At 40.7% G+C, this 18,596-nt stretch carries 17 protein-coding genes; all 17 read right to left on the bottom strand.

Annotation, left to right across the window (positions count from 1 at the left end; all coding sequences use genetic code 11):
- The 17 genes from mazG to rsmA all read right to left on the bottom strand — a co-directional run bounded on the left by mazG (position 1) and on the right by rsmA (position 18,596).
- Positions 1-1,443, bottom strand: coding sequence for a nucleoside triphosphate pyrophosphohydrolase (gene mazG / locus AWM68_RS05360; protein ID WP_066238164.1), 1,443 nt, complete (start codon positions 1,441-1,443; stop codon positions 1-3).
- Positions 1,443-3,029 carry a putative polysaccharide biosynthesis protein gene (locus AWM68_RS05355; protein ID WP_197468132.1) on the bottom strand — a complete coding sequence of 529 codons (1,587 nt, stop codon included), beginning with the start codon at positions 3,027-3,029 and terminating at the stop codon, positions 1,443-1,445. Before AWM68_RS05355 ends, mazG begins: the two co-directional genes overlap by 1 nt.
- A gap of 495 nt (positions 3,030-3,524) precedes the next feature.
- Positions 3,525-4,061, bottom strand: a complete 537-nt coding sequence (gene spoVT, locus AWM68_RS05350; protein ID WP_066238159.1) for a stage V sporulation protein T — start codon at positions 4,059-4,061, stop codon at positions 3,525-3,527.
- 141 nt (positions 4,062-4,202) lie between these two features.
- Positions 4,203-7,742 carry a transcription-repair coupling factor gene (gene mfd / locus AWM68_RS05345; RefSeq protein ID WP_066238155.1) on the bottom strand — a complete coding sequence of 1,180 codons (3,540 nt, stop codon included), beginning with the start codon at positions 7,740-7,742 and terminating at the stop codon, positions 4,203-4,205.
- Between the two features lie 339 nt (positions 7,743-8,081).
- Positions 8,082-8,312 (bottom strand): anti-sigma-F factor Fin family protein, encoded by a 231-nt coding sequence (locus AWM68_RS05335; RefSeq protein ID WP_066238149.1) that lies wholly within the window; start codon positions 8,310-8,312, stop codon positions 8,082-8,084.
- A gap of 64 nt (positions 8,313-8,376) precedes the next feature.
- Positions 8,377-8,937: an aminoacyl-tRNA hydrolase gene (pth, locus tag AWM68_RS05330; RefSeq protein ID WP_066238145.1), complete on the bottom strand. Its 561-nt coding sequence runs from the start codon at positions 8,935-8,937 to the stop codon at positions 8,377-8,379.
- A 99-nt stretch (positions 8,938-9,036) separates the two neighbouring features.
- Positions 9,037-9,699: a 50S ribosomal protein L25/general stress protein Ctc gene (locus AWM68_RS05325; RefSeq protein WP_066238141.1), complete on the bottom strand. Its 663-nt coding sequence runs from the start codon at positions 9,697-9,699 to the stop codon at positions 9,037-9,039.
- A 311-nt stretch (positions 9,700-10,010) separates the two neighbouring features.
- Positions 10,011-10,961 carry a ribose-phosphate diphosphokinase gene (locus AWM68_RS05320; RefSeq protein WP_066238138.1) on the bottom strand — a complete coding sequence of 317 codons (951 nt, stop codon included), beginning with the start codon at positions 10,959-10,961 and terminating at the stop codon, positions 10,011-10,013.
- Between the two features lie 30 nt (positions 10,962-10,991).
- Complete coding sequence (glmU, locus tag AWM68_RS05315) at positions 10,992-12,371, bottom strand: bifunctional UDP-N-acetylglucosamine diphosphorylase/glucosamine-1-phosphate N-acetyltransferase GlmU (protein WP_066238135.1); 1,380 nt, start codon at positions 12,369-12,371, stop codon at positions 10,992-10,994.
- Between the two features lie 237 nt (positions 12,372-12,608).
- On the bottom strand, positions 12,609-12,899 hold the full coding sequence (gene spoVG, locus AWM68_RS05310) for a septation regulator SpoVG (RefSeq protein WP_066238133.1): 291 nt from the start codon (positions 12,897-12,899) through the stop codon (positions 12,609-12,611).
- 585 nt (positions 12,900-13,484) lie between these two features.
- A complete protein-coding gene (locus tag AWM68_RS05305) occupies positions 13,485-13,862 on the bottom strand; it encodes a RidA family protein (RefSeq protein ID WP_231868371.1) in 378 nt (125 codons plus the stop codon).
- A complete protein-coding gene (gene purR / locus AWM68_RS05300) occupies positions 13,859-14,689 on the bottom strand; it encodes a pur operon repressor (RefSeq protein WP_066238130.1) in 831 nt (276 codons plus the stop codon). The genes AWM68_RS05305 and purR overlap by 4 nt, the downstream gene beginning before the upstream one ends.
- 60 nt (positions 14,690-14,749) lie before the next feature.
- The gene (gene ispE / locus AWM68_RS05295) at positions 14,750-15,607 is read right to left on the bottom strand and encodes a 4-(cytidine 5'-diphospho)-2-C-methyl-D-erythritol kinase (RefSeq protein ID WP_066238234.1); all 858 of its coding nucleotides are present in this window, start codon (positions 15,605-15,607) and stop codon (positions 14,750-14,752) included.
- Between the two features lie 147 nt (positions 15,608-15,754).
- Entirely contained in the window at positions 15,755-15,937 is a 183-nt protein-coding gene (locus tag AWM68_RS05290; RefSeq protein ID WP_066238128.1) for a small, acid-soluble spore protein, alpha/beta type, read from the bottom strand.
- A 135-nt stretch (positions 15,938-16,072) separates the two neighbouring features.
- Entirely contained in the window at positions 16,073-16,333 is a 261-nt protein-coding gene (gene veg / locus AWM68_RS05285; RefSeq protein ID WP_066238125.1) for a biofilm formation stimulator Veg, read from the bottom strand.
- Between the two features lie 434 nt (positions 16,334-16,767).
- Positions 16,768-17,634 carry a sporulation peptidase YabG gene (gene yabG / locus AWM68_RS05280; protein ID WP_066238123.1) on the bottom strand — a complete coding sequence of 289 codons (867 nt, stop codon included), beginning with the start codon at positions 17,632-17,634 and terminating at the stop codon, positions 16,768-16,770.
- Between the two features lie 86 nt (positions 17,635-17,720).
- Positions 17,721-18,596: a 16S rRNA (adenine(1518)-N(6)/adenine(1519)-N(6))-dimethyltransferase RsmA gene (rsmA, locus tag AWM68_RS05275; protein WP_066238120.1), complete on the bottom strand. Its 876-nt coding sequence runs from the start codon at positions 18,594-18,596 to the stop codon at positions 17,721-17,723.

Raw genomic sequence — 18,596 nt, 5'->3', positions numbered from 1 at the left:
TTATTTTGCTTCGTTCCAAAGTCGGTCCATTTCCTCAAGCGTTACATCATCGAACGATAGGTTTTGTCTCTTCAACGCCTGTTCAATATAGTTAAATCGCTTTTTAAACTTTCGATTGGTCTCATTCAGCGCCTCTTCAGGATCTATTTTGTAAAAACGCGCTAAGTTTACTACTGAAAACAATAAATCACCAAGCTCTTTTTGTTGTTCATCCCCTTCAGCTTCCTGAAACTCTTTTAATTCTTCTAAAATCTTATCATAGACGGGCTCTGCTTCTTTCCAGTCAAAACCAACTTTAGCAGCCTTCTTTTGAAAAAGAAACGCCTTTTGAATAGCAGGGATTCCTTTTGGCACACCATCGAGCAGAGACTCTCTATCTTCTTTTCCTGTCTCTTGCGCTTTTATCGCGTCCCAGTTAGCCACTACTTCGTCTGCATTCTCTGCAGAAACATCACTAAACACATGTGGATGACGGCGGATCATCTTTTCGGTTAAAACAGCAATAACATCTTCAATGGCAAAAAATCCTTCATCTTCACCAATTTGTGCGTGAAGAAGTACTTGAAGCAATACATCCCCAAGTTCTTCTGCAAGTGCCTCATCGTCTTCTTCATCAATCGCATCCAGCACTTCATAAGCTTCTTCGATTAAATACTTTTTTAGTGTAACATGTGTTTGCTTTTGATCCCACGGACAGCCGCCAGGTCCGCGCAGGCGAGAGATAACGTTTCTTAAGAACGAAAACTCTCTGTACATAAGCTCATCTTCTTTTACAGGGGGAACGTAAACAGCTGTTAAATTGTTTAATGTCACAGAATGGTCCAGTTCATAAAGCGGAACTCGCTTGATGAATTCATCCGAGCTGCCTGCCGCTGTAACGACCACAACTTCATAATCATCCGGGTATTTTTCCATTAGTGTCAGCTTCACTTCTGATGCGATGAAGCTATCATACACTTGGACGATTACAAGATGATGGCGAATCTGAATCTCATCTTTCTTTAACGAAGTACCATCAAGAATCTGGCACCCTTCTATTGGGTCGATTCTGAGCGCGGTGTACATCTCATCGAGGAAACTTTTCCCGCCTGCAACTGTTACTTCAATCTCTTTGCTTTGTGCCTCATGCAATAGAATTTGAACAGCTCGTTCCGCAACGAGTGGATGGCCCGGGACAGCATAGATTACATGATTCTCCCTCTCAGCTGCCTTGAACAAAATTTCGGCAATCTCCTTATAAACAGGCTCAAACTCATCATGCTTTTCATAGATCTCATCAAATGCAACGAAGGTCTTTCCTTGTTTCATAAGGTCTTCTACAGCAGGGTGGTGGATTGTACGGACATAGACCTTATCAGTTGACTCAAGCATCCGGTAGATGCCAAGCGTCATCTGGTCAAGATCTCCGGCACCTAAGCCTATGATTGTAATCTTCTTTGTCATCATGGTCTCCTTTTTTTAAGACGTTTAAACAGTTTTTTAAATAAGCTGACGGAATGAAACACGGAGTCCCATTCTGCTTGTGAAAAAATTCTGAGTTTAAAGATGCAGATAAAATAAAGTGCTGCCCCTATTAAGGATGAACTGATACTGATCAGCATCGAATGAAATCGCGTGTCAGCTAGAAATAAAACGTTTTTTGCGATAAACAGCCATGCCAAAACTCCAACGGCCATAAAAATGAGGGAGACTATGTAATAAAACAGTTTTGCTTTTTGACTTCTCATTAGAAATCTTGTTGCTGACTGAAGCTTGACGAGTTGAGCGGCAGCTGCTGCAAAGGTAGCTAATACGGTTGATAATGCAGCACCTTCCATACCAATAATCGGAATGAAAACAAAGTTTCCCGCTATTTTAACAGCTACAGCTAAAAGTACGGTAAAGGCCGCAAATCGTCCATGACCAAGTCCTTGTAAAAGTCCAGTTGTTGTATAAATGATAGAAACAAAAATAATCGATACACAAAGAATGGCAAGAGCACGCGAACCATCCTCGTTTTTAAACAGCATAACATTAAGATCTTTCATGATACAGATTAGCCCAACCGCTGCTGCTCCTCCGAAAACAATAGAGATTTTAACAGAAAGTTTAGCAAGAAACTGAATTTCCGCTGTTTTCTTTTTGTTAACTAACGTTGCCATTTCTGGTACAACAGCAAGTGCGATTGAAGCTGCCGCTACGGTACCTAATTGGAGAAGAGGTTGTCCACGGTCGAAAACCCCTTTTAATATTTTTGCATCATATGAATCCATTCCGCTTCCTACCCATACGTTAACAAAAAGAAAAGAATCGACAAGCTGCATCAAAGCGAGTATGAGAGCACTTAAAGAAAGATAAACACTTGTTTTCAGCAGTTCTGCCGCGTATAGAAACCGGATTTTCGCTTTAGGATTATATGTTTTCGCAAATCCCTTCTTCCAAAAAAATAAGAGGAATAATCCTGACGCAAGGGCTCCAATCACTGAACCTGACAGCGCCGCTGCCCCCGTTTCATAACTGGTGTAGCCTTTTGAAACGAAATAATAAGATAATAGCAAAATCCCTGATACTCGAATTGTCTGCTCAATCAATTGCGAAACAGCCGTAAGCTGCATATCACCGTACCCCTGATACGTACCTCTCAAGAAAGCAGCAAACGGGATAAACAAAAATAGAACCGAGATTACCTTTATAGGTAATTCAAGATTGTCATCTCCCATCCACCGTGCGATAAATGGCGCTGTGAAAAAAAGAAGAACAAATGAAAACACACCTAACGTAAAGGATGTCCATACAGATGTTTTAATAAGATGATCATTATTGTTTTTCTCTGAAACGATCATTTTTGACAATGCCATCGGAAACCCTGTAAAAGCAATAGCTGCTGCAATGGCGTAAAACGGATAGGCCTGCTGAAATACATAAAAGCCAAAATCACCCGTCATGTTCTGATAGGGTATGCGATAAACGACACTTAGTAATTTTACAATGATTGCTGCAGCAGTCAGCAGCAATGCACCTTCCCATACGGAATACTTCTTAGAGTTCATAGTATAGATACCTCGATACTGCATATATTTATTTCCCGGGACGACACATGTCGACACGTTCTTTACTTCATCAACATAATTCAAGGTATTATACCATAAACGGAATGTATCGCCCGGCGATATGCGGTTAATTCAAGTAGTCTGGTTGAATATGTTGACTGCTCTTGAAAGTGGTTGATTTCCGTTCCAGGTGCTCGCTTTCCGCGGGGCAGGCGGTGAGCCACATTCGTTACGTTTCACTTTTAAGTGTCTCACCTGTCTAGTTGCAGTGGCTAGCCTCTCTTCCACTTTTCTGACTGCCCACCTGTCCCGCAGGACAAGGAAGGCTACAGCAGCGACACATCGCACGAAGAAAATTTGAAGTTCAATTTTCGAGGAGTCTCACACCCTGCACTCTAATCAACTAGTCAGGGAAGTGAGCATCCTATCGCCAAGCAATTACAATCACTAAATCAATAAATAAAAAAAAGAAAGAGCATAATAGCCCTTCCTCCTCTATTGCTCCATCTGTCTGGCTAAAAATCCAGCAGCAGTTTCAGCAAGTTTCTGCTCAAGTTCTGTTAGCTTCTTTCCTTCTTTTCCAACCATGACAACTGCTCCAATTGGATCTCCGCCTGCAATGATTGGTGCTATAACATGAGATGTATTTTCTTTGATCCCGTCGATTAGCTCGGCTTCGGTTCCGTTGGTTTCAACCAGCGTCTTCCGGTCACTCATGGATGATTCCACTACTTTACCGATGCTTTTATTGTGATAATCTTTCTTGGATCCGCCAGCTACCGCAATATATGTATCACGGTCAGCAATTAACACAACATGACCTGTACTGTCTGCAAGGCTTTCTGCGTATTCTTTCGCAAAATCGCCTAGCTCATTAATCGGAGAGTATTTCTTTAAAATGACCTCTCCATCTCTGTCTACAAAAATCTCAAGCGGGTCTCCCTCACGAATCCGAAGTGTTCTGCGGATTTCCTTTGGAATAACTACGCGCCCAAGGTCATCAATGCGTCGAACGATACCTGTGGCTTTCATATAGATAATGCCCTCTCTTTCGGATGATGATATCTCTGATGTAACAACAAAATGGTTCCTTCTCTGAAAGAATGTTCCATTTTCTAGGTTTATTATTTGTTACATCTGCTGTTCTATTCACGATTGAGAGGTAATTATATTTTATGGTGTATTTGTTGTCTTTTCTTTCCTAGCATGCTTGATCTCTTTTAGGAAAAGGTCAATCTGCTTCAACAGATCTAAATCTTTTACCCGTTTACGGTTTATGACCACTTTCATTAAGTTGTTCTGCATACCAAGGTTTACGTGTCTGCCGATCTTATTCGCGATCTCAAACATCTTGGCGCCATCCACGGATGCTGTTGTTTTTTCATTTAATAACATGTTAATCGTATCTTGCTTCTGTTCGATCGACTTAATGCCCTCACGCTTCGCACGAAGTTTAATTCCTGCAACTAGCAAGAGACATTCCACTTCTACTGGATAATCACCAAAACGGTCAATAAATTCTTCTTGCAGGTCTGAAATGTCTTTTAAGGCCTTTGCTGCACGAACATGTTTGTACATCTCGATCTTTTGCTTTTCGTCCGCAATATAGTGCGACGGAATATACGCATCTACCTCGATATTGAGATCAACATCTTCTTCCACTTCTTTTGGTTTTGTTCCTTTTCGTTCTTGAATGGCCTCTTCAAGCATCTGTGAATACAGATCAAAACCAACGGAGTCGATGAATCCATGCTGCTGAGCTCCAAGGAGATTACCTGCTCCGCGAATCGATAGATCTCGCATTGCGATTTTAAATCCTGATCCTAATTCAGTAAACTCCTTTATGGCTTGAAGTCGTTTTTCCGCCACTTCTGTTAAAACTTTATCACGCTGATACGTGAAATAGGCATATGCCACACGATTAGAACGACCAACCCGACCTCTAAGCTGATAAAGTTGTGAGAGTCCCATTTTATCCGCGTCATATACGATAAGCGTGTTAACATTCGGAATGTCTACGCCTGTCTCAATAATGGTTGTTGAAACCAATACATCAAAATTTCCTTCTAGAAATTCGAGCATGACGCTTTCAAGTTCATTCTCAGACATCTGCCCGTGTGCATAGGCGACTCGGCAATCCGGTACGAGCATCGATATCTGTTCAGCCATTCGTTCAATGGAATCAACACGGTTATAAAGAAAATACACTTGTCCGCCGCGGCCCATTTCACGCTCGATCGCTTCCCGTACGAAAGAACCGTTGTAATCCATGACATACGTCTGGACAGGGAATCTATTTTCTGGCGGTGTCTCAATAACCGAAAGATCCCGAACACCAAGCATCGACATGTGAAGTGTACGCGGAATTGGTGTTGCGGTTAATGTAAGCACATCTACATTTGATTTTAGCGTTTTGATCTTTTCTTTATGCGTAACACCAAATCGCTGCTCTTCATCAATAATGAGCAAGCCCAGATCTTTGTACTGAACATCTTTTGATAACAAGCGGTGTGTTCCGATCGCAATATCGACAGTACCTGCTTTTAACCCCTTAAGCACTTCATTTTGTTCCTTTTTTGAACGAAAACGACTTAAACTGCCAATGGTAATCGGAAACTCTGAAAAGCGTTCACGAAACGTTTCATAATGCTGCTGTGCAAGAATCGTAGTCGGAACAAGGAAAGCCACTTGCTTTCCATCCATAATCGCCTTAAACGCTGCACGTATCGCTACTTCTGTTTTTCCATAGCCAACATCACCACAAAGAAGGCGGTCCATCGGACGAATGCTTTCCATATCTTTCTTGATTTCGTCGATCGCTCTAAGCTGATCATCCGTTTCTTGGTATGGAAAACTTCCTTCAAACTCACTCTGTTCCGCTCCATCTTCAGCGAAAGCATAGCCTCTGCTCGCTTCACGTTCAGCATAAAGCTTAATAAGGTCATCCGCTATATCCTGAACAGAAGATTTAACTCTGCTTTTCACTTTTTTCCAGTCGCTTCCGCCAAGCGTATAGATCTTAGGTTCTTTGCCCTCAGACCCAACATACTTTTGGACTTGGTCGATCTGTTCTACGGGTACGTATAGCTTATCGTTACCGGAATATTTAATATGGAGGTAATCTTTATGGACACCTTTGATCTCGAGCGTTTCGATTCCTAAGTATCTCCCAATACCATGGTTTACGTGAACGACATAATCGCCTACTTTTAGTTCGGAATAGCTCTTAATCCGTTCAGCGTTAGTCATTTTCTGTTTTCTGGCAGGACGTTTTGCCTTTTTTGTAAATACTTCTTCTTCTGTAATGACTACAAGCTTTTGCTTGCCAGATTCAAATCCGCTGGCAAGATCCCCGAGCAAGATCTGACTTGTTCTTGGCTGAATCTCCTTGTCTTTGTCAATAATGCCTGCATCCATCTCATAATCGGCAAGCACTCTTTCCAACCGCTGTGCCCGCTCTTTGTTCATCGCAACAAAAACGATCGCAAATCCAAGCTTTTTCCAACGGTCCATCTCACCTTTTAGAACGTTCATCTGACCGTGAAAGTTCTGCATGCTCTTACATTCAACATTTAGAATGTTTTGAGGTTGTGTGTGCGGAACATGCCTTAAGAACAAAGATAAATAAATAACAGGAAACGCCTTTTTGTCACCAAGAAGCTGGCTGGTGTCAGGCGAAATAGCCAGATTTTGAACAAGCTCTCCATGCTCAAGAAGTGCAGTCTGCCACTCTGCTTCCTCTTTGTCCAGCTGCTGACTCGTTTCCTGAATTCGCCCGATCTCATCCATAATAATCAAGCTGTCAGACGCTATGTAGTTCAGAAGACTTGCGGGCTGGTCATAAAAGAGTGAAGCGTATTTATACATGCTTTGAAATTGCTGTTGTTCACGCAGCCGCCCAATTTCATAACTGATATTTTCAACGAGTGTTTCTTTTAGTGAATCATCTTTTATATTTTTCAAAGTGGATGATAGCTTGGCGTCAATACGCTCTGCGGCTTTGTTGTAGTGCTCTTCAAACAGGATGAGCTCTTCAGCCGGAGCAATGGAAATTTGCTCTACTTTATCTTGTGAACGCTGTGTTTCTGCTTCAAAGTAACGTATAGAATCAATTTCTGTGTCAAAAAGCTCAATGCGAAGTGGATTTTTTTCTGTCAGTGGATAAATATCAATAATTCCTCCGCGAACACTGAATTCACCTGGTGTTTGTACCATTGATGTTCTTTCATAACCCATTGCAACGAGCTTGTTTAAAACTTGATCAGGATCAATATCTTCACCCATTTTAAAAGATAATCCAGATTGTTTCCAAAGGTCTACCGGCGGCAGATATCTTCTTAATCCCGCTACAGGTGTAATAATGACACCATTAGAAGATTGGCTTAAATAGTTAAGTGCTTCAATCCTTTGGCTTTTCAGCTCAGGACTCGAGATTGCCATCTCTGACGATATTAGATCATTAACAGGATATAAATAAACTTCATCTTCAGATAAAAGAGAAGTTAGATCTTCATATAGTTTTTGTGCTTGAAATAAATTATGGGTTACAACCAGCAGCGGTTTACCCGTATTCTCGTGAAGACTGCTAATAAGCATGGTCCGGGCAGAACCAGACAAACCAGCTACTAACTGTTCTTTGAGTCCTCCATTTATGCCATCCAAAATGGATTTAAAGTCTTCTCCCTGGCTAAAATATTTTTTCAATCCAAGCATGTCTTACTCCCCCTCTCACAAGAACTAGTCAATATTTCTATAATAGTCATTCGGGTCAGTTACCGAAAAGATTGTAGCTTGTGGGTTATGTTTTGGAAAACTCTTCTTGGCAAGTTGATTGAAGCGTAAGATGCGAGACTCCTGGGGGATCAGTATGCCAGGTGAGACTCCTACGGCGCAAAGCGCAGAGGAGGCTCACCGCACGCCCCCCGGAAAGCGAGCATCTGAAACGCAAATCAACGACTTTCAAGAACAACAAAGGGTTACATTAACACCCTATTTTAAACAGAAAAAGGCTTTGGCCCGCGTAGTAGGCTATGGCCAAAGCATTACCTTATTTTATTGAATAAAGGATTTCAGCGTATGATACTCAGGATAACGTTCTAAAGTATCCTGACAATCCTCACATGTTGTTGTAACTTCTATATCTCCATTCTCTTTATAGGAGAGCAATTCCTGCCGTTCTTCACTACTTAATGTTTCAAACCCAAGATGTGCCGCATTCACAGTGTGGTGATCAATCGTGCCCACATGTGTTTTACAATGCCTGCACCGGTAATGAATAGCCATGTACGGTCCCCTTTCGGTTAGCATTATACTAACCATTATGAGCGGAACATGTGTAATCTATTCTTTACCCGTTAAACTTATTCATCACTTTATCAAACGACGTTTCTATAAAAGCTTCACACGCTTTTACAGATCGGTCAATACCACTTTCAACATCAATTTGCTCCTCTTTAGAAAAGCGATTTAAAACAAAGTCAGGTACTGGCTGCTGATTTGTAGGGCGGCCGATGCCGAAGCGAATTCTCTTAAACTCCTGTGTGCCAAGATGAGCTATCATCGATCGAATCCCATTGTGTCCGCCAGCACTTCCTTTCGTTCGAAGTCTCAGTTTCCCTGGAATCGTATCAAGATCATCATAAACTACTACCATGTCTTCTAATGGAATTTGAAAATAATCCATAAACGGTCCCACGCACTCACCTGATAAATTCATATACGTTAAGGGTTTTAAAAGAAATACTTTTTCTCCGGCAACATTTCCTGTTCCGTATAACCCTTTAAATTTTGTTTGCTGCATGGGGATGTTTAAGGAATCGGAGAGTTTGTCGATTACTTCAAATCCTATATTATGCCGGGTTCCATCAAAACGAGAGCCAGGATTCCCGAGCCCGATAAACAATTTCACTTTACGTTCACCTAACCTTTAATTGTCTTACGAACATTATACAACAATTAGGATAACAGAATAAAAACGCAGCAGCTGCTGCGTTTCATATTCATTATTCTATTCGTCTTTCTTCTCTTCTTCCTGACTGTCATCAGCAACAGATTCAGAGGACTCTGGAGCATCTCCTTCTTGGTCTGCTTCTTCTGTATCAGGATCTGTTTCTTCATCTTGAAGTTTTGGAGGAGTTACACTCGCAACCACTTCGTCTTCTTCATGAAGAATTTCATATTTATTGCCTGTCGGTAGATCCTTAACAGATAAGGAATCACCTATATTTAAGGCTTCAACAGAAGCTTCGAGCTGTTCTGGGAAATCGGATGGGAGAGCTTTTACGTTGACTGTTGCCAGTACGCGCTGCAGCACTCCGCCTTCTTTGACACCAACAGACTCACCTGTCAGTACAACTGGCACTTCCGCTTCGGTTTCTTTATTTAAGTCAATAGCAAGGAAATCTACGTGTGTAATAGAATTTTTCAAAGGATGAACTTGCATATCCTGCACCATAACAGAATAGTCTTTTCCATCAACTTTTAATTTAAGTACACCGTTCTTTCCTACTTCTCTGTAAACTTTAATGAATTCTGGCTCCTCAACAGAAAGAGCTACAGAATTTGTTCCATATCCATAAAGGTTCGCTGGAAAATGACCTTTGTTCCTTAATTCCGATAACGTTGAACGTTTGTCAGTATTTCTTTTTTCGACTGTTAGATTCGTTGCCATAATGAGATCCACCTTTCCTATTTCGAGTCTCTTTAAAGCATTACCCGAACTGAAAGATTTTAAAACCCAAAGTTAGAAATCGATTTAGCAAGCAAATCTTTTTAGTACTTTTCTGTAATTCAATATGGTTACTTTAGAAGATTGCTACATTCTCATCCTTGAAAAGTTGAGTGGAAGGTGCAAGACTCCTGCGGGACAGGTAGGCATGTGAGACACTTAAAAGTGAAACGCTCGAATGTGGCTCACAGCCTGCCCCGCGGAAAGCGAAGCACCTGGAACGGAAATCAACACTTCCAAAAGCAGTTTAAATCTTAATCAAACAATTTAGAAACTGATAACTGTTCGTGTACACGAATGATTGCTTCTCCTAATAAAGGAGCTACAGATAGTTGAGTCACTTTATCTATCTTCTTTTCTTCTGGAAGAACAATTGTGTTTGTAACAACAAGCTCTTTTATTGAAGAGTTTTGGATTCTATCCATAGCAGGTCCTGAAAGTACAGGGTGTGTACAGCATGCATACACTTCTTTAGCGCCGTTCTCAATAAGCGCATTAGCCGCTAATGTAATCGTACCAGCCGTATCGATAATATCATCGATCAGGATTGCGGTTTTCCCTTCAATGTTACCAACGATATTCATAACTTCAGAAACGTTTGGTCGCGGTCGGCGTTTATCGATAATAGCAATTGGTGCTTTTAGGCGATCAGCCATCTTACGTGCTCTTGTAACACCGCCATGATCTGGGGAGACAATTACGATATCATCTAGTTCTTTATTTGCAAAATAATTTGCCAAGATCGGCACACCAAGTAATTGATCAACCGGGATGTCGAAGAAGCCTTGAATTTGAGTTGCATGAAGATCGATAGCAATAACACGTGTTGCTCCAGCAGTTTCAAGCAAGTTAGCTACAAGTTTAGCTGTGATCGGTTCACGGGCACGAGCTTTACGGTCCTGACGAGCATAGCCATAATAAGGCATTACAACGTTAATTGTTTTTGCAGATGCACGTTTAAGAGCATCAATCATGATTAATAGTTCCATCAAGTGCTGGTTAACAGGGTCGCTCGTGGATTGAATAACGTAAACTTCACAACCGCGAATACTTTCTTCAATATTAATTTGAATTTCCCCGTCACTAAACTTTGTTACTGAACTTTCTCCAAGTTCAATTCCAATATGCTGAGCAATCTCCTTTGATAATTCTTTATTAGAATTTAACGTGAAAACTTTCAATGTAGGATCTACATACGTACTCATTGATGGCTCCATCCTTCCCCACTCATAAAATTATTGGTTTTGCTTTTCGTTTAACTTTTGAACATAATTTTCTTTTACCGTTTGACGCGATCTTGCAATGGATAGTGATTCAGCAGGTACATCGTTCGTAATCGTGGAACCTGCGGCAACATAAGCATTTTTCCCAACCGTAACAGGAGCAATTAAGTTCGAGTTGCAACCGATAAATGCCCCATCTTCTACTTTTGTTAGGAATTTGTTCTTACCATCGTAATTCACGGTGATAGACCCGCAGCCTAAGTTTACATCTTTTCCGATCTCAGCGTCGCCAATATAGCTTAGATGAGATGCTTTGCTTCCTGTGCTCATCACTGACTTCTTCACTTCAACAAAGTTACCGATCTTAACTTGGTTCTCTAGAACGGACTTTGGACGGATGTGTGCAAACGGACCAATTGCAGAAGCGTCGCCAATCTCACTGTCATGAACAACAGACTGACGAATCGTATTTCCATTTCCGATCACGCTATCTTTAATTTCGGATTGAGGACCGATGATGTTTTCTTCACCAATTTTTGTTTGACCTAAAATAACAGTGCCAGGGTAGATAACCGTGTCACTTCCAATTTCAGCATCATCTGAAATATACGTTTGATCTGGATCGATCAGGGTAACACCATTTCTCATGTGACGCTCGTTGATGCGCTTTTTCATGTAACGTTCTGCTTGCGAAAGTGCCACTCGATCGTTTACCCCAAGCGTCTCATTAAAATCTGGTGTTTGATAAGCAGCTACAACTTCGCCTGCTTTTTTAAGAATTTCTATAACATCTGGCAAGTAGTACTCACCTTGTACATTATCGTTGTTTACTTGCTTTAATGCTGCAAATAGTGCTTTATTATCAAAGCAGTACGTTCCTGTATTGATCTCAGTCACTTGGCGTTCTTCTTCTGATGCATCTTTGTGCTCAACATTTCTTTCTACTGTTCCTTCACTGTTACGAATAATTCGGCCGTAACCTGTAGGATCCTCAGGCTTAGCTGTTAAAATTGTAGCTTTGGCACCTAGGGATTCATGTTCAGCAATAAGCTTTTCCATCGTTTCTGAAGTAATAAGAGGCGTATCACCACAAACAACAAGTGTGATTCCTTCTTCATTAGCTAGCGCGTTTTCAGCCTGCATAACAGCATGTGCTGTACCGAGCTGCTCTTCTTGAAGCACATATTGAATGTCGCGGCCTAATTGTTCCTGAACCTTCTCAGCACCATGGCCAACAACAGCCACCATTTGTTTCATTTGAAGAGAGCTGATCTGATCAACAACATGTTGAACCATCGGCTTACCACAAACAGGATGTAATACTTTATATAATTTGGATTTCATCCTTGTTCCTTGACCCGCAGCAAGAATGATCGCATAGCGATTTGTCATAGTGAACCTCCATCCATTTTCCTAAATCATAATATACCATTACGAATATATCTTAAACGCGTAGTCATTTCAAGAAGTGGATAGGGATTGTCAATGGTTTGATAAATTTAGGCCAAAAAACGAAGGAAATTCGAGTAATAACGGGGTTCATACAGGAAGGTTCTATATAAAGAGGAAAAAAGAGCAAATAAAAAGAACCTAATCGTTTTGACCAGGCTCTAAATTCTTATTGAGATATTAAGAAGCCCCAGCTTCTTCTAAAGCTGACTCCATTTCTCCCATACGGTGATACTCTGTTAATACCGCATTTTGAATCTTCTCACGCGTACTTGACGTGATCGGATGCGCGATATCACGGAACTCTCCATCTGGTGTTCGTTTGCTTGGCATAGCTACGAACATTCCATTATTGCCATCAATTACTCTAATATCATGAATAACAAATTCATGATCGATTGTAATGGAGGCAATCGCTTTCATACGGCCTTCTGTATTTACACGGCGTAATCTTACGTCAGTCACTTCCATTCACAAACACCACCTTTTTCCAAAATAAGAACGTAATACTACAATTCTTCAGCATTTTACAAAATCCTTCTTTGAATAATAAAAATTTTTAAAAAATTTGTGACGTGGTTTGCCAATTGATTAGAAAGCTTGATTTAGCAGGGCTTTGTTGTTGTTGTTGGGGTAGTTGACTTCCGTTCCAGGTACTCGCTTTCCGTGGGGCAGGCGGTGAGCCACATTCTTAACGTTTCACTTTTAAGTGTCTCACCTGCCCGCCTGTCCCACAGGAGTCTCGTACCCTGCACTCCAATCAACAGGCATAGAAGATAATAAAAAATGAAGTCGGAAGCAACATATTTAGAAAAAAGCCTTTTTAATAGATCGTTATTTATGTAATTGTATGCACCGCATGTTGTTTGTTTAGTAAAGCAGCCGGGAGAAATCAATGGCTTTCCTATACAACAAATTAATAACTGCCTTTTAAAAGAAGTCACTTTCAAATTCCTACATCATTGACAAGTTATTGGAGCGGAAGGTGCGAGACTCCTGCGGGAGGAAATCAACTGCTTTCAAAAAGTTCGAAAAAAATAAGCCCCATAAAGGGACTTATTTTGTAAGTGCAATCACTTCTATTTCTACTTTTGCATCTTTTGGAAGACGAGCGACTTCTACACAAGATCTTGCTGGCTTATGATCGCCGAAGTAATGGCCGTACACTTCATTAATCTCAGCAAACTCATTCATGTCACTGATAAAAACTGTAGCTTTAATAACTTGGTCAAGCGATGATCCCGCTTCTTTAAGGACTGCTTGCAAATTGCGAAACACTTGATGTGTCTGTTCTTTCACATCACCATCAACCATAACGCCTTCTTTTGTAAGGGGAATCTGCCCTGAACTAAAGAAAAGTTGATCGATAACCATTCCTTGAGAATAAGGACCGATTGCTGCAGGTGCTTCTTCTGTATGAACTTTTTTCATCATGCATTACCTCCATTTAGAAAATAATTGCCTTTTTCCACTTCAATGCGGTTTTCCTTTTCGTTCACTTGCGCTAAACGCGCGATTGATACATAGTCATCGACTAGACGTTCTGAAACTTCTTGTGCCTCAACCAAAACACCAATTCCTTCGATATGGGCCTGAAACTCTTCAATGAGACTGATCATACCTTTGATCGTTCCGCCCGCTTTCATAAAGTCATCAATTATAAGTACACGAGAACCTTGTTTAATACTTCTTCGCGCAAGAGCCATCGTTTGAATTCGTTTTGTCGAACCCGAAACATAGTTAATACTTACCGTTGACCCCTCTGTTACTCGGCTATTGCTTCTTACGACGACTACAGGAACATTTAAGTGCGTTGCTACTGCGTAAGCAAGCGGAATTCCTTTCGTAGCTATCGTCATCACGACATCAATTTTTCGAGAAGAGAAGATCGATGCAAATAGTCTTCCGATCTGGTTGACGAGTCTTGGATTTCCGATAACATCTGTTACGTACAAATAACCTCCAGGTAAAATACGACTCGGGTCTTCAAGCAACTGAACAAGTTCCTCAACTGTTGTTTCAGCTTCAGCTTGATCGATGCCTGGAATATATTTAACGCCGCCCGCTGCGCCAGGAACCGTTTGAACGTTGCCAAGCCCGTGCTGTTCAAAATGCTCCTTAATGATAGCAAGATCTTCACTAATAGAAGATTTTGCTGATTCGTACCTTTCTACAAAATAAGATAAAGGGATGAGTTGATGGGGATGATGAAGAAGGTAAGCTGTTAAATCTACCATTCTTCCGCTTCTTTTTAATTTCATATTATCCTCCAAAACCGAATGTTTGAAGATAATATACCATTTTTATACGGATTTTATCAATCATTCCCCTAATAAACGAACGGCATAAACTTCGTGGCAGAAACCTCTTAATCCGTTATAAACTCTTTGAAGCCGAGACTCGTGCTGAAATAACCCAAAAACGGTTGGCCCGCTTCCGCTCATTAAAACGGCGTCGGCTCCAAGTCTCATCATCTGTTCTTTAATGTGTTTCACTTCTGGATACATTTTTAAAGTAACAGATTCTAAAACATTTCCAAGAAGGTTGCAGATTTGATCGTAGTCCTTCTCTTCAATCGCTTTAACCATTCCTTCAACATCAGGATGTTCCAGTCCATGTAGTTTTAGATTACGGTATACCTCTCCGGTAGAAACTCCGATCGGCGGTTTTGCTAAAAGGACCCAGCAAGGAGGGGGAGATGAGATGTGGTGAATCTTCTCTCCTCTGCCCGTCGCCAAAGCTGTTCCTCCATACACACAAAAAGAAACATCTGAGCCTATTTTCGCTCCTAGCTCTGCTAGCTCATCTAGTGATAAGCCTAGCTTCCAAAGTTCATTAAGCCCTTTTAATGTAGCAGCTGCGTCACTGCTCCCGCCAGCTAAACCTGCCGCAACAGGTATGTGTTTGGAAATATGTATATTAACACCCTTTTTTATGTTGAACGTTTTCTTTAATAGCAGAGCGGCTTGAAAGGCTAGATTGCGATCATCAAGAGGAACAAATCCACCTGAACTTTCAATTTTGATTTCGTCTGCCTCTAGTAAGGTGAGTTCAATCCGGTCAGCCAAATCTACCGTTGTCATAACCATAGCCACTTCATGAAACCCATCTTCTCTTTTTCGTAAAGCATCAAGAGAAAGATTAATTTTTGCTGGAGCTTTAATGGATACTTTATTCATTGTCATCATAATCCCTGCCTACCATCTTGCACAATTTTGATATTTTTAATAGTAACACAGTATGAGGAATGAAATATAGAAAAAATCAATCTATAGCTATAGGGGAAAACCGGAGACACAAAGGCCTCCGGTTATCATTACCGCATATTATCTATTCCCATTGTTAAGGCGCTGTTCAGCGATCTCTAATGCTCGTTTCACCATATTACCTGCGTCTTTAGAACGGATACCGCCCCAGCCTTCGCGTTGGACCGTATCATAAAATCCCAGCTCTTTTGCGATCTCTGTTTTTAAACCTTCAGACATCATGCCGTTTTTTCTTCGACCCATGATGAAAACCCCTTTCATATGCGATACATCATAGTATCTCCAAAAGGGGTTTTATCTTTCTTGTAATATGCTGATTTATGTATTTTGTTTTAGATCACAACCAGCAAGGTAAAAAAAAATAGCAGTAAAGATTTCTTACTGCCCGATTGCTGCTTGTGTATCTTCTAAGAATGTAAGTTCTACTGTTTCTGTGAGTACATCCGCGTAACTATAAGAAACACGTTCGAAAGCGTTGGTGTCCTGATCTAATTTGATAATAAAAACTGCTGGGTACGTTTCTTCGAGTGTACCAAGTCGTTCGATCGTTTTACGTCGACCGCCATTTGCACGTAAAGAAAGTCTTCTACCCACGTTGGACTCTAAAGAGCGTCTAATGTCCACTATTGTTTTACCCATTTTAGGCTCCACCTCACTTAGACAAATTATAACACAAATCGCGTTTTTTTGTCAAATTAAAATTTTCATTATAGCAAGCAAAGCATTTTCATGTCAATGACTAAATATCCTTTTTTTGCTTTTTTTAGTATGTCAATATACCTGGTGAATATGTATAAAATGAATAATTTTTACAAATAATTCTTTAATTTATGTCCTTTTGGTATGTTTTTGTGTGTTTTTTACCTATTCTATATGGATACCTGACAGGGCATTTTGCTGGTGCAATCCAGAAGTTTTGGCTGTTTATCCACGAGTTTTAACCTTCAATCCAAAAGTATTGGACTTTTATCCCCGAGTCTACAATCCTCGACATTTTTGCGCTCGGTCTGCAGCATATATTCCCCCCACTTACGCGCAACAAAAAAACTCCGAATTTCCGGAGTTTTACGTTTTTATGGCTTTGATTTAATCGGCATTCCTGTTCGAAGGAATCCTCTCGTCTCTACTCCTCCTAACCCCTCTTTACCAGTGAGTGTATTGCGTAAAACATCCATCACGTTCACGCGATCCATAAAGGAGGTCAGACTGATCTTTGAAACAATATATACGGGGTCTAGAGCATGAATATTGATTCGGGCTGGTGAACTCGCAAAATTTGAACCCACTTTTATTAAAGATTCAAAATGGGATTGACAGGCTCCTGCAAAGATCATCAAATGGTCAAGATGTGTATACTTTCTCCTCACCTCTCGAACCGTTCTAATGAAGTATTTTGTGTGCCGATACGCATTCACATCAGAAACATCGCCCTTTGATTTCATATAGGCGTCATGACCTGTAATGACGAGTATGTCTGGTCTGATTTCATCAACTAATGCGGGAACTTTTTCTGGCATTTCGGTTTCCTTCATATGAATGCCGTAAACGGGTACTCCAAGCTTTTTGTATAATTCCAGACATTTATTTAAATATAGAGGATCTCCGTCAATATGAAGCACTCTTCCTGGCAGCTCAAAATAAGACTGATCGTATTGATAGCCATTTGTCGATAGATACTCTCTTTTTTGCCGCAGCAAGTAATAATCTTGCCTGAATAATTTTAAGGATGACTCTTCTTTTTCTTTTTCCACTTGTCTATGTTCAGACATATGTTTGTCATCAACAACGAATAAGTCATCAACTGGTGCATCTGCCCATAGCCTGAGCTCTTCCCCTGCAAGCTCAGCGATTGTACGATCTTCACTAAATCCAATTACTCGAAAAAGAAGATCCCGCTTGTAAGAGTTTCTGCTTACAATTGATCCAATCTCTAGTTTCATTTTACTCCCCCTATTTGGAGTAACAATCTCCTCTGCTCCTATGTTCCTTTTATATGAGTATGTAGAAGCCGGGGGAAAAATGAGGTTTATTTTACAAGAGGTAAAAGAGCATCAGCCAGCTTGCCAAATTCCTGGATGGATAACGTCTCACCTCTGCGTTTTGGATCAATGTCAATCGATTCTAAAATGGCTTGAAGTTCTTCCTTCTTGTCTTTAGAGATAAGCTGGCTCGTCAGGTTGTTCCAAAGCGTCTTTCGTCTTTGAGCAAAGGATGACCTCACAACATGAAAGAAGAAGTCTTCATCCTTTACAGCTACAGCTGGCTCTTGTCGAAGCGTCAGTTTAATTACGGACGAATCAACGTTAGGTGCTGGAACAAAAACCGTCTTAGGCACTTTAATCATCGTCTCAGCCGTCGCATAGTATTGGATGGCAATAGAAAGTGAGTTATAGTCTTTCGTGCCTGGTGTAGCAGCAAGACGATCTGCTACCTCTTTTTGAATCATACAGACGATGCCTCGAATAGGCAGCTTATCTTGAAGAAGTTTCATAATAATTGGTGTTGTAACGTAATAGGGCAAGTTCGCCACCACCATCAGATCTTGGCCTTCTTCAAAATGTTCTTTGATTACTGCGTGTATGTCTGCTTTTAATACATCTGAATGGATAACCTCTACATGTGGGTACGGAGCAAGTGTTTCTTCTAATATAGGAAGAAGGCGCTGATCAATCTCAAACGCAACCGCTTTTTTAGAAGACCTCGCAATAAATTCGGTTAACGCTCCGATTCCAGGTCCGATTTCAATGACTCCTGACTCCTCTGTCAGATCAGCTGCGTTTACAATATTGTTTAAGATATTTCGGTCAATCAGAAAGTTTTGTCCTAAACTCTTTTTAAATGTAAAACCATGTTTCTCTAGTATGGCTTTTGTGGATTGGGGAGTGGATATATCTTTTCTCAT

The organism is Fictibacillus phosphorivorans, from assembly GCF_001619875.1.
GTDB lineage: Bacteria > Bacillota > Bacilli > Bacillales > Fictibacillaceae > Fictibacillus > Fictibacillus phosphorivorans_B.
This window is presented reverse-complemented; position numbering and strand designations above follow the sequence as displayed.

Excerpts from the sequence above, each read along its gene's own strand:
- AWM68_RS05320 (WP_066238138.1), bottom strand. The coding sequence starts at position 10,961 with ATGAGTACGTATGTAGATCCTACATTGAAAGTTTTCACGTTAAATTCT.
- AWM68_RS05355 (WP_197468132.1), bottom strand. The coding sequence starts at position 3,029 with ATGAACTCTAAGAAGTATTCCGTATGGGAAGGTGCATTGCTGCTGACT.
- yabG (WP_066238123.1), bottom strand. The coding sequence starts at position 17,634 with ATGAAACTAGAGATTGGATCAATTGTAAGCAGAAACTCTTACAAGCGG.
- AWM68_RS05305 (WP_231868371.1), bottom strand. The coding sequence starts at position 13,862 with ATGATGAAAAAAGTTCATACAGAAGAAGCACCTGCAGCAATCGGTCCT.
- AWM68_RS05325 (WP_066238141.1), bottom strand. The coding sequence starts at position 9,699 with ATGGCAACGAATCTAACAGTCGAAAAAAGAAATACTGACAAACGTTCA.
- mfd (WP_066238155.1), bottom strand. The coding sequence starts at position 7,742 with ATGCTTGGATTGAAAAAATATTTTAGCCAGGGAGAAGACTTTAAATCC.
- purR (WP_066238130.1), bottom strand. The coding sequence starts at position 14,689 with ATGAAATTAAAAAGAAGCGGAAGAATGGTAGATTTAACAGCTTACCTT.
- rsmA (WP_066238120.1), bottom strand. The coding sequence starts at position 18,596 with ATGAGAAAAGATATATCCACTCCCCAATCCACAAAAGCCATACTAGAG.
- spoVG (WP_066238133.1), bottom strand. The coding sequence starts at position 12,899 with ATGGAAGTGACTGACGTAAGATTACGCCGTGTAAATACAGAAGGCCGT.
- glmU (WP_066238135.1), bottom strand. The coding sequence starts at position 12,371 with ATGACAAATCGCTATGCGATCATTCTTGCTGCGGGTCAAGGAACAAGG.
- AWM68_RS05290 (WP_066238128.1), bottom strand. The coding sequence starts at position 15,937 with ATGGGTCGAAGAAAAAACGGCATGATGTCTGAAGGTTTAAAAACAGAG.
- AWM68_RS05335 (WP_066238149.1), bottom strand. The coding sequence starts at position 8,312 with ATGGCTATTCATTACCGGTGCAGGCATTGTAAAACACATGTGGGCACG.
- mazG (WP_066238164.1), bottom strand. The coding sequence starts at position 1,443 with ATGACAAAGAAGATTACAATCATAGGCTTAGGTGCCGGAGATCTTGAC.
- veg (WP_066238125.1), bottom strand. The coding sequence starts at position 16,333 with ATGGGTAAAACAATAGTGGACATTAGACGCTCTTTAGAGTCCAACGTG.
- spoVT (WP_066238159.1), bottom strand. The coding sequence starts at position 4,061 with ATGAAAGCCACAGGTATCGTTCGACGCATTGATGACCTTGGGCGCGTA.
- ispE (WP_066238234.1), bottom strand. The coding sequence starts at position 15,607 with ATGAATAAAGTATCCATTAAAGCTCCAGCAAAAATTAATCTTTCTCTT.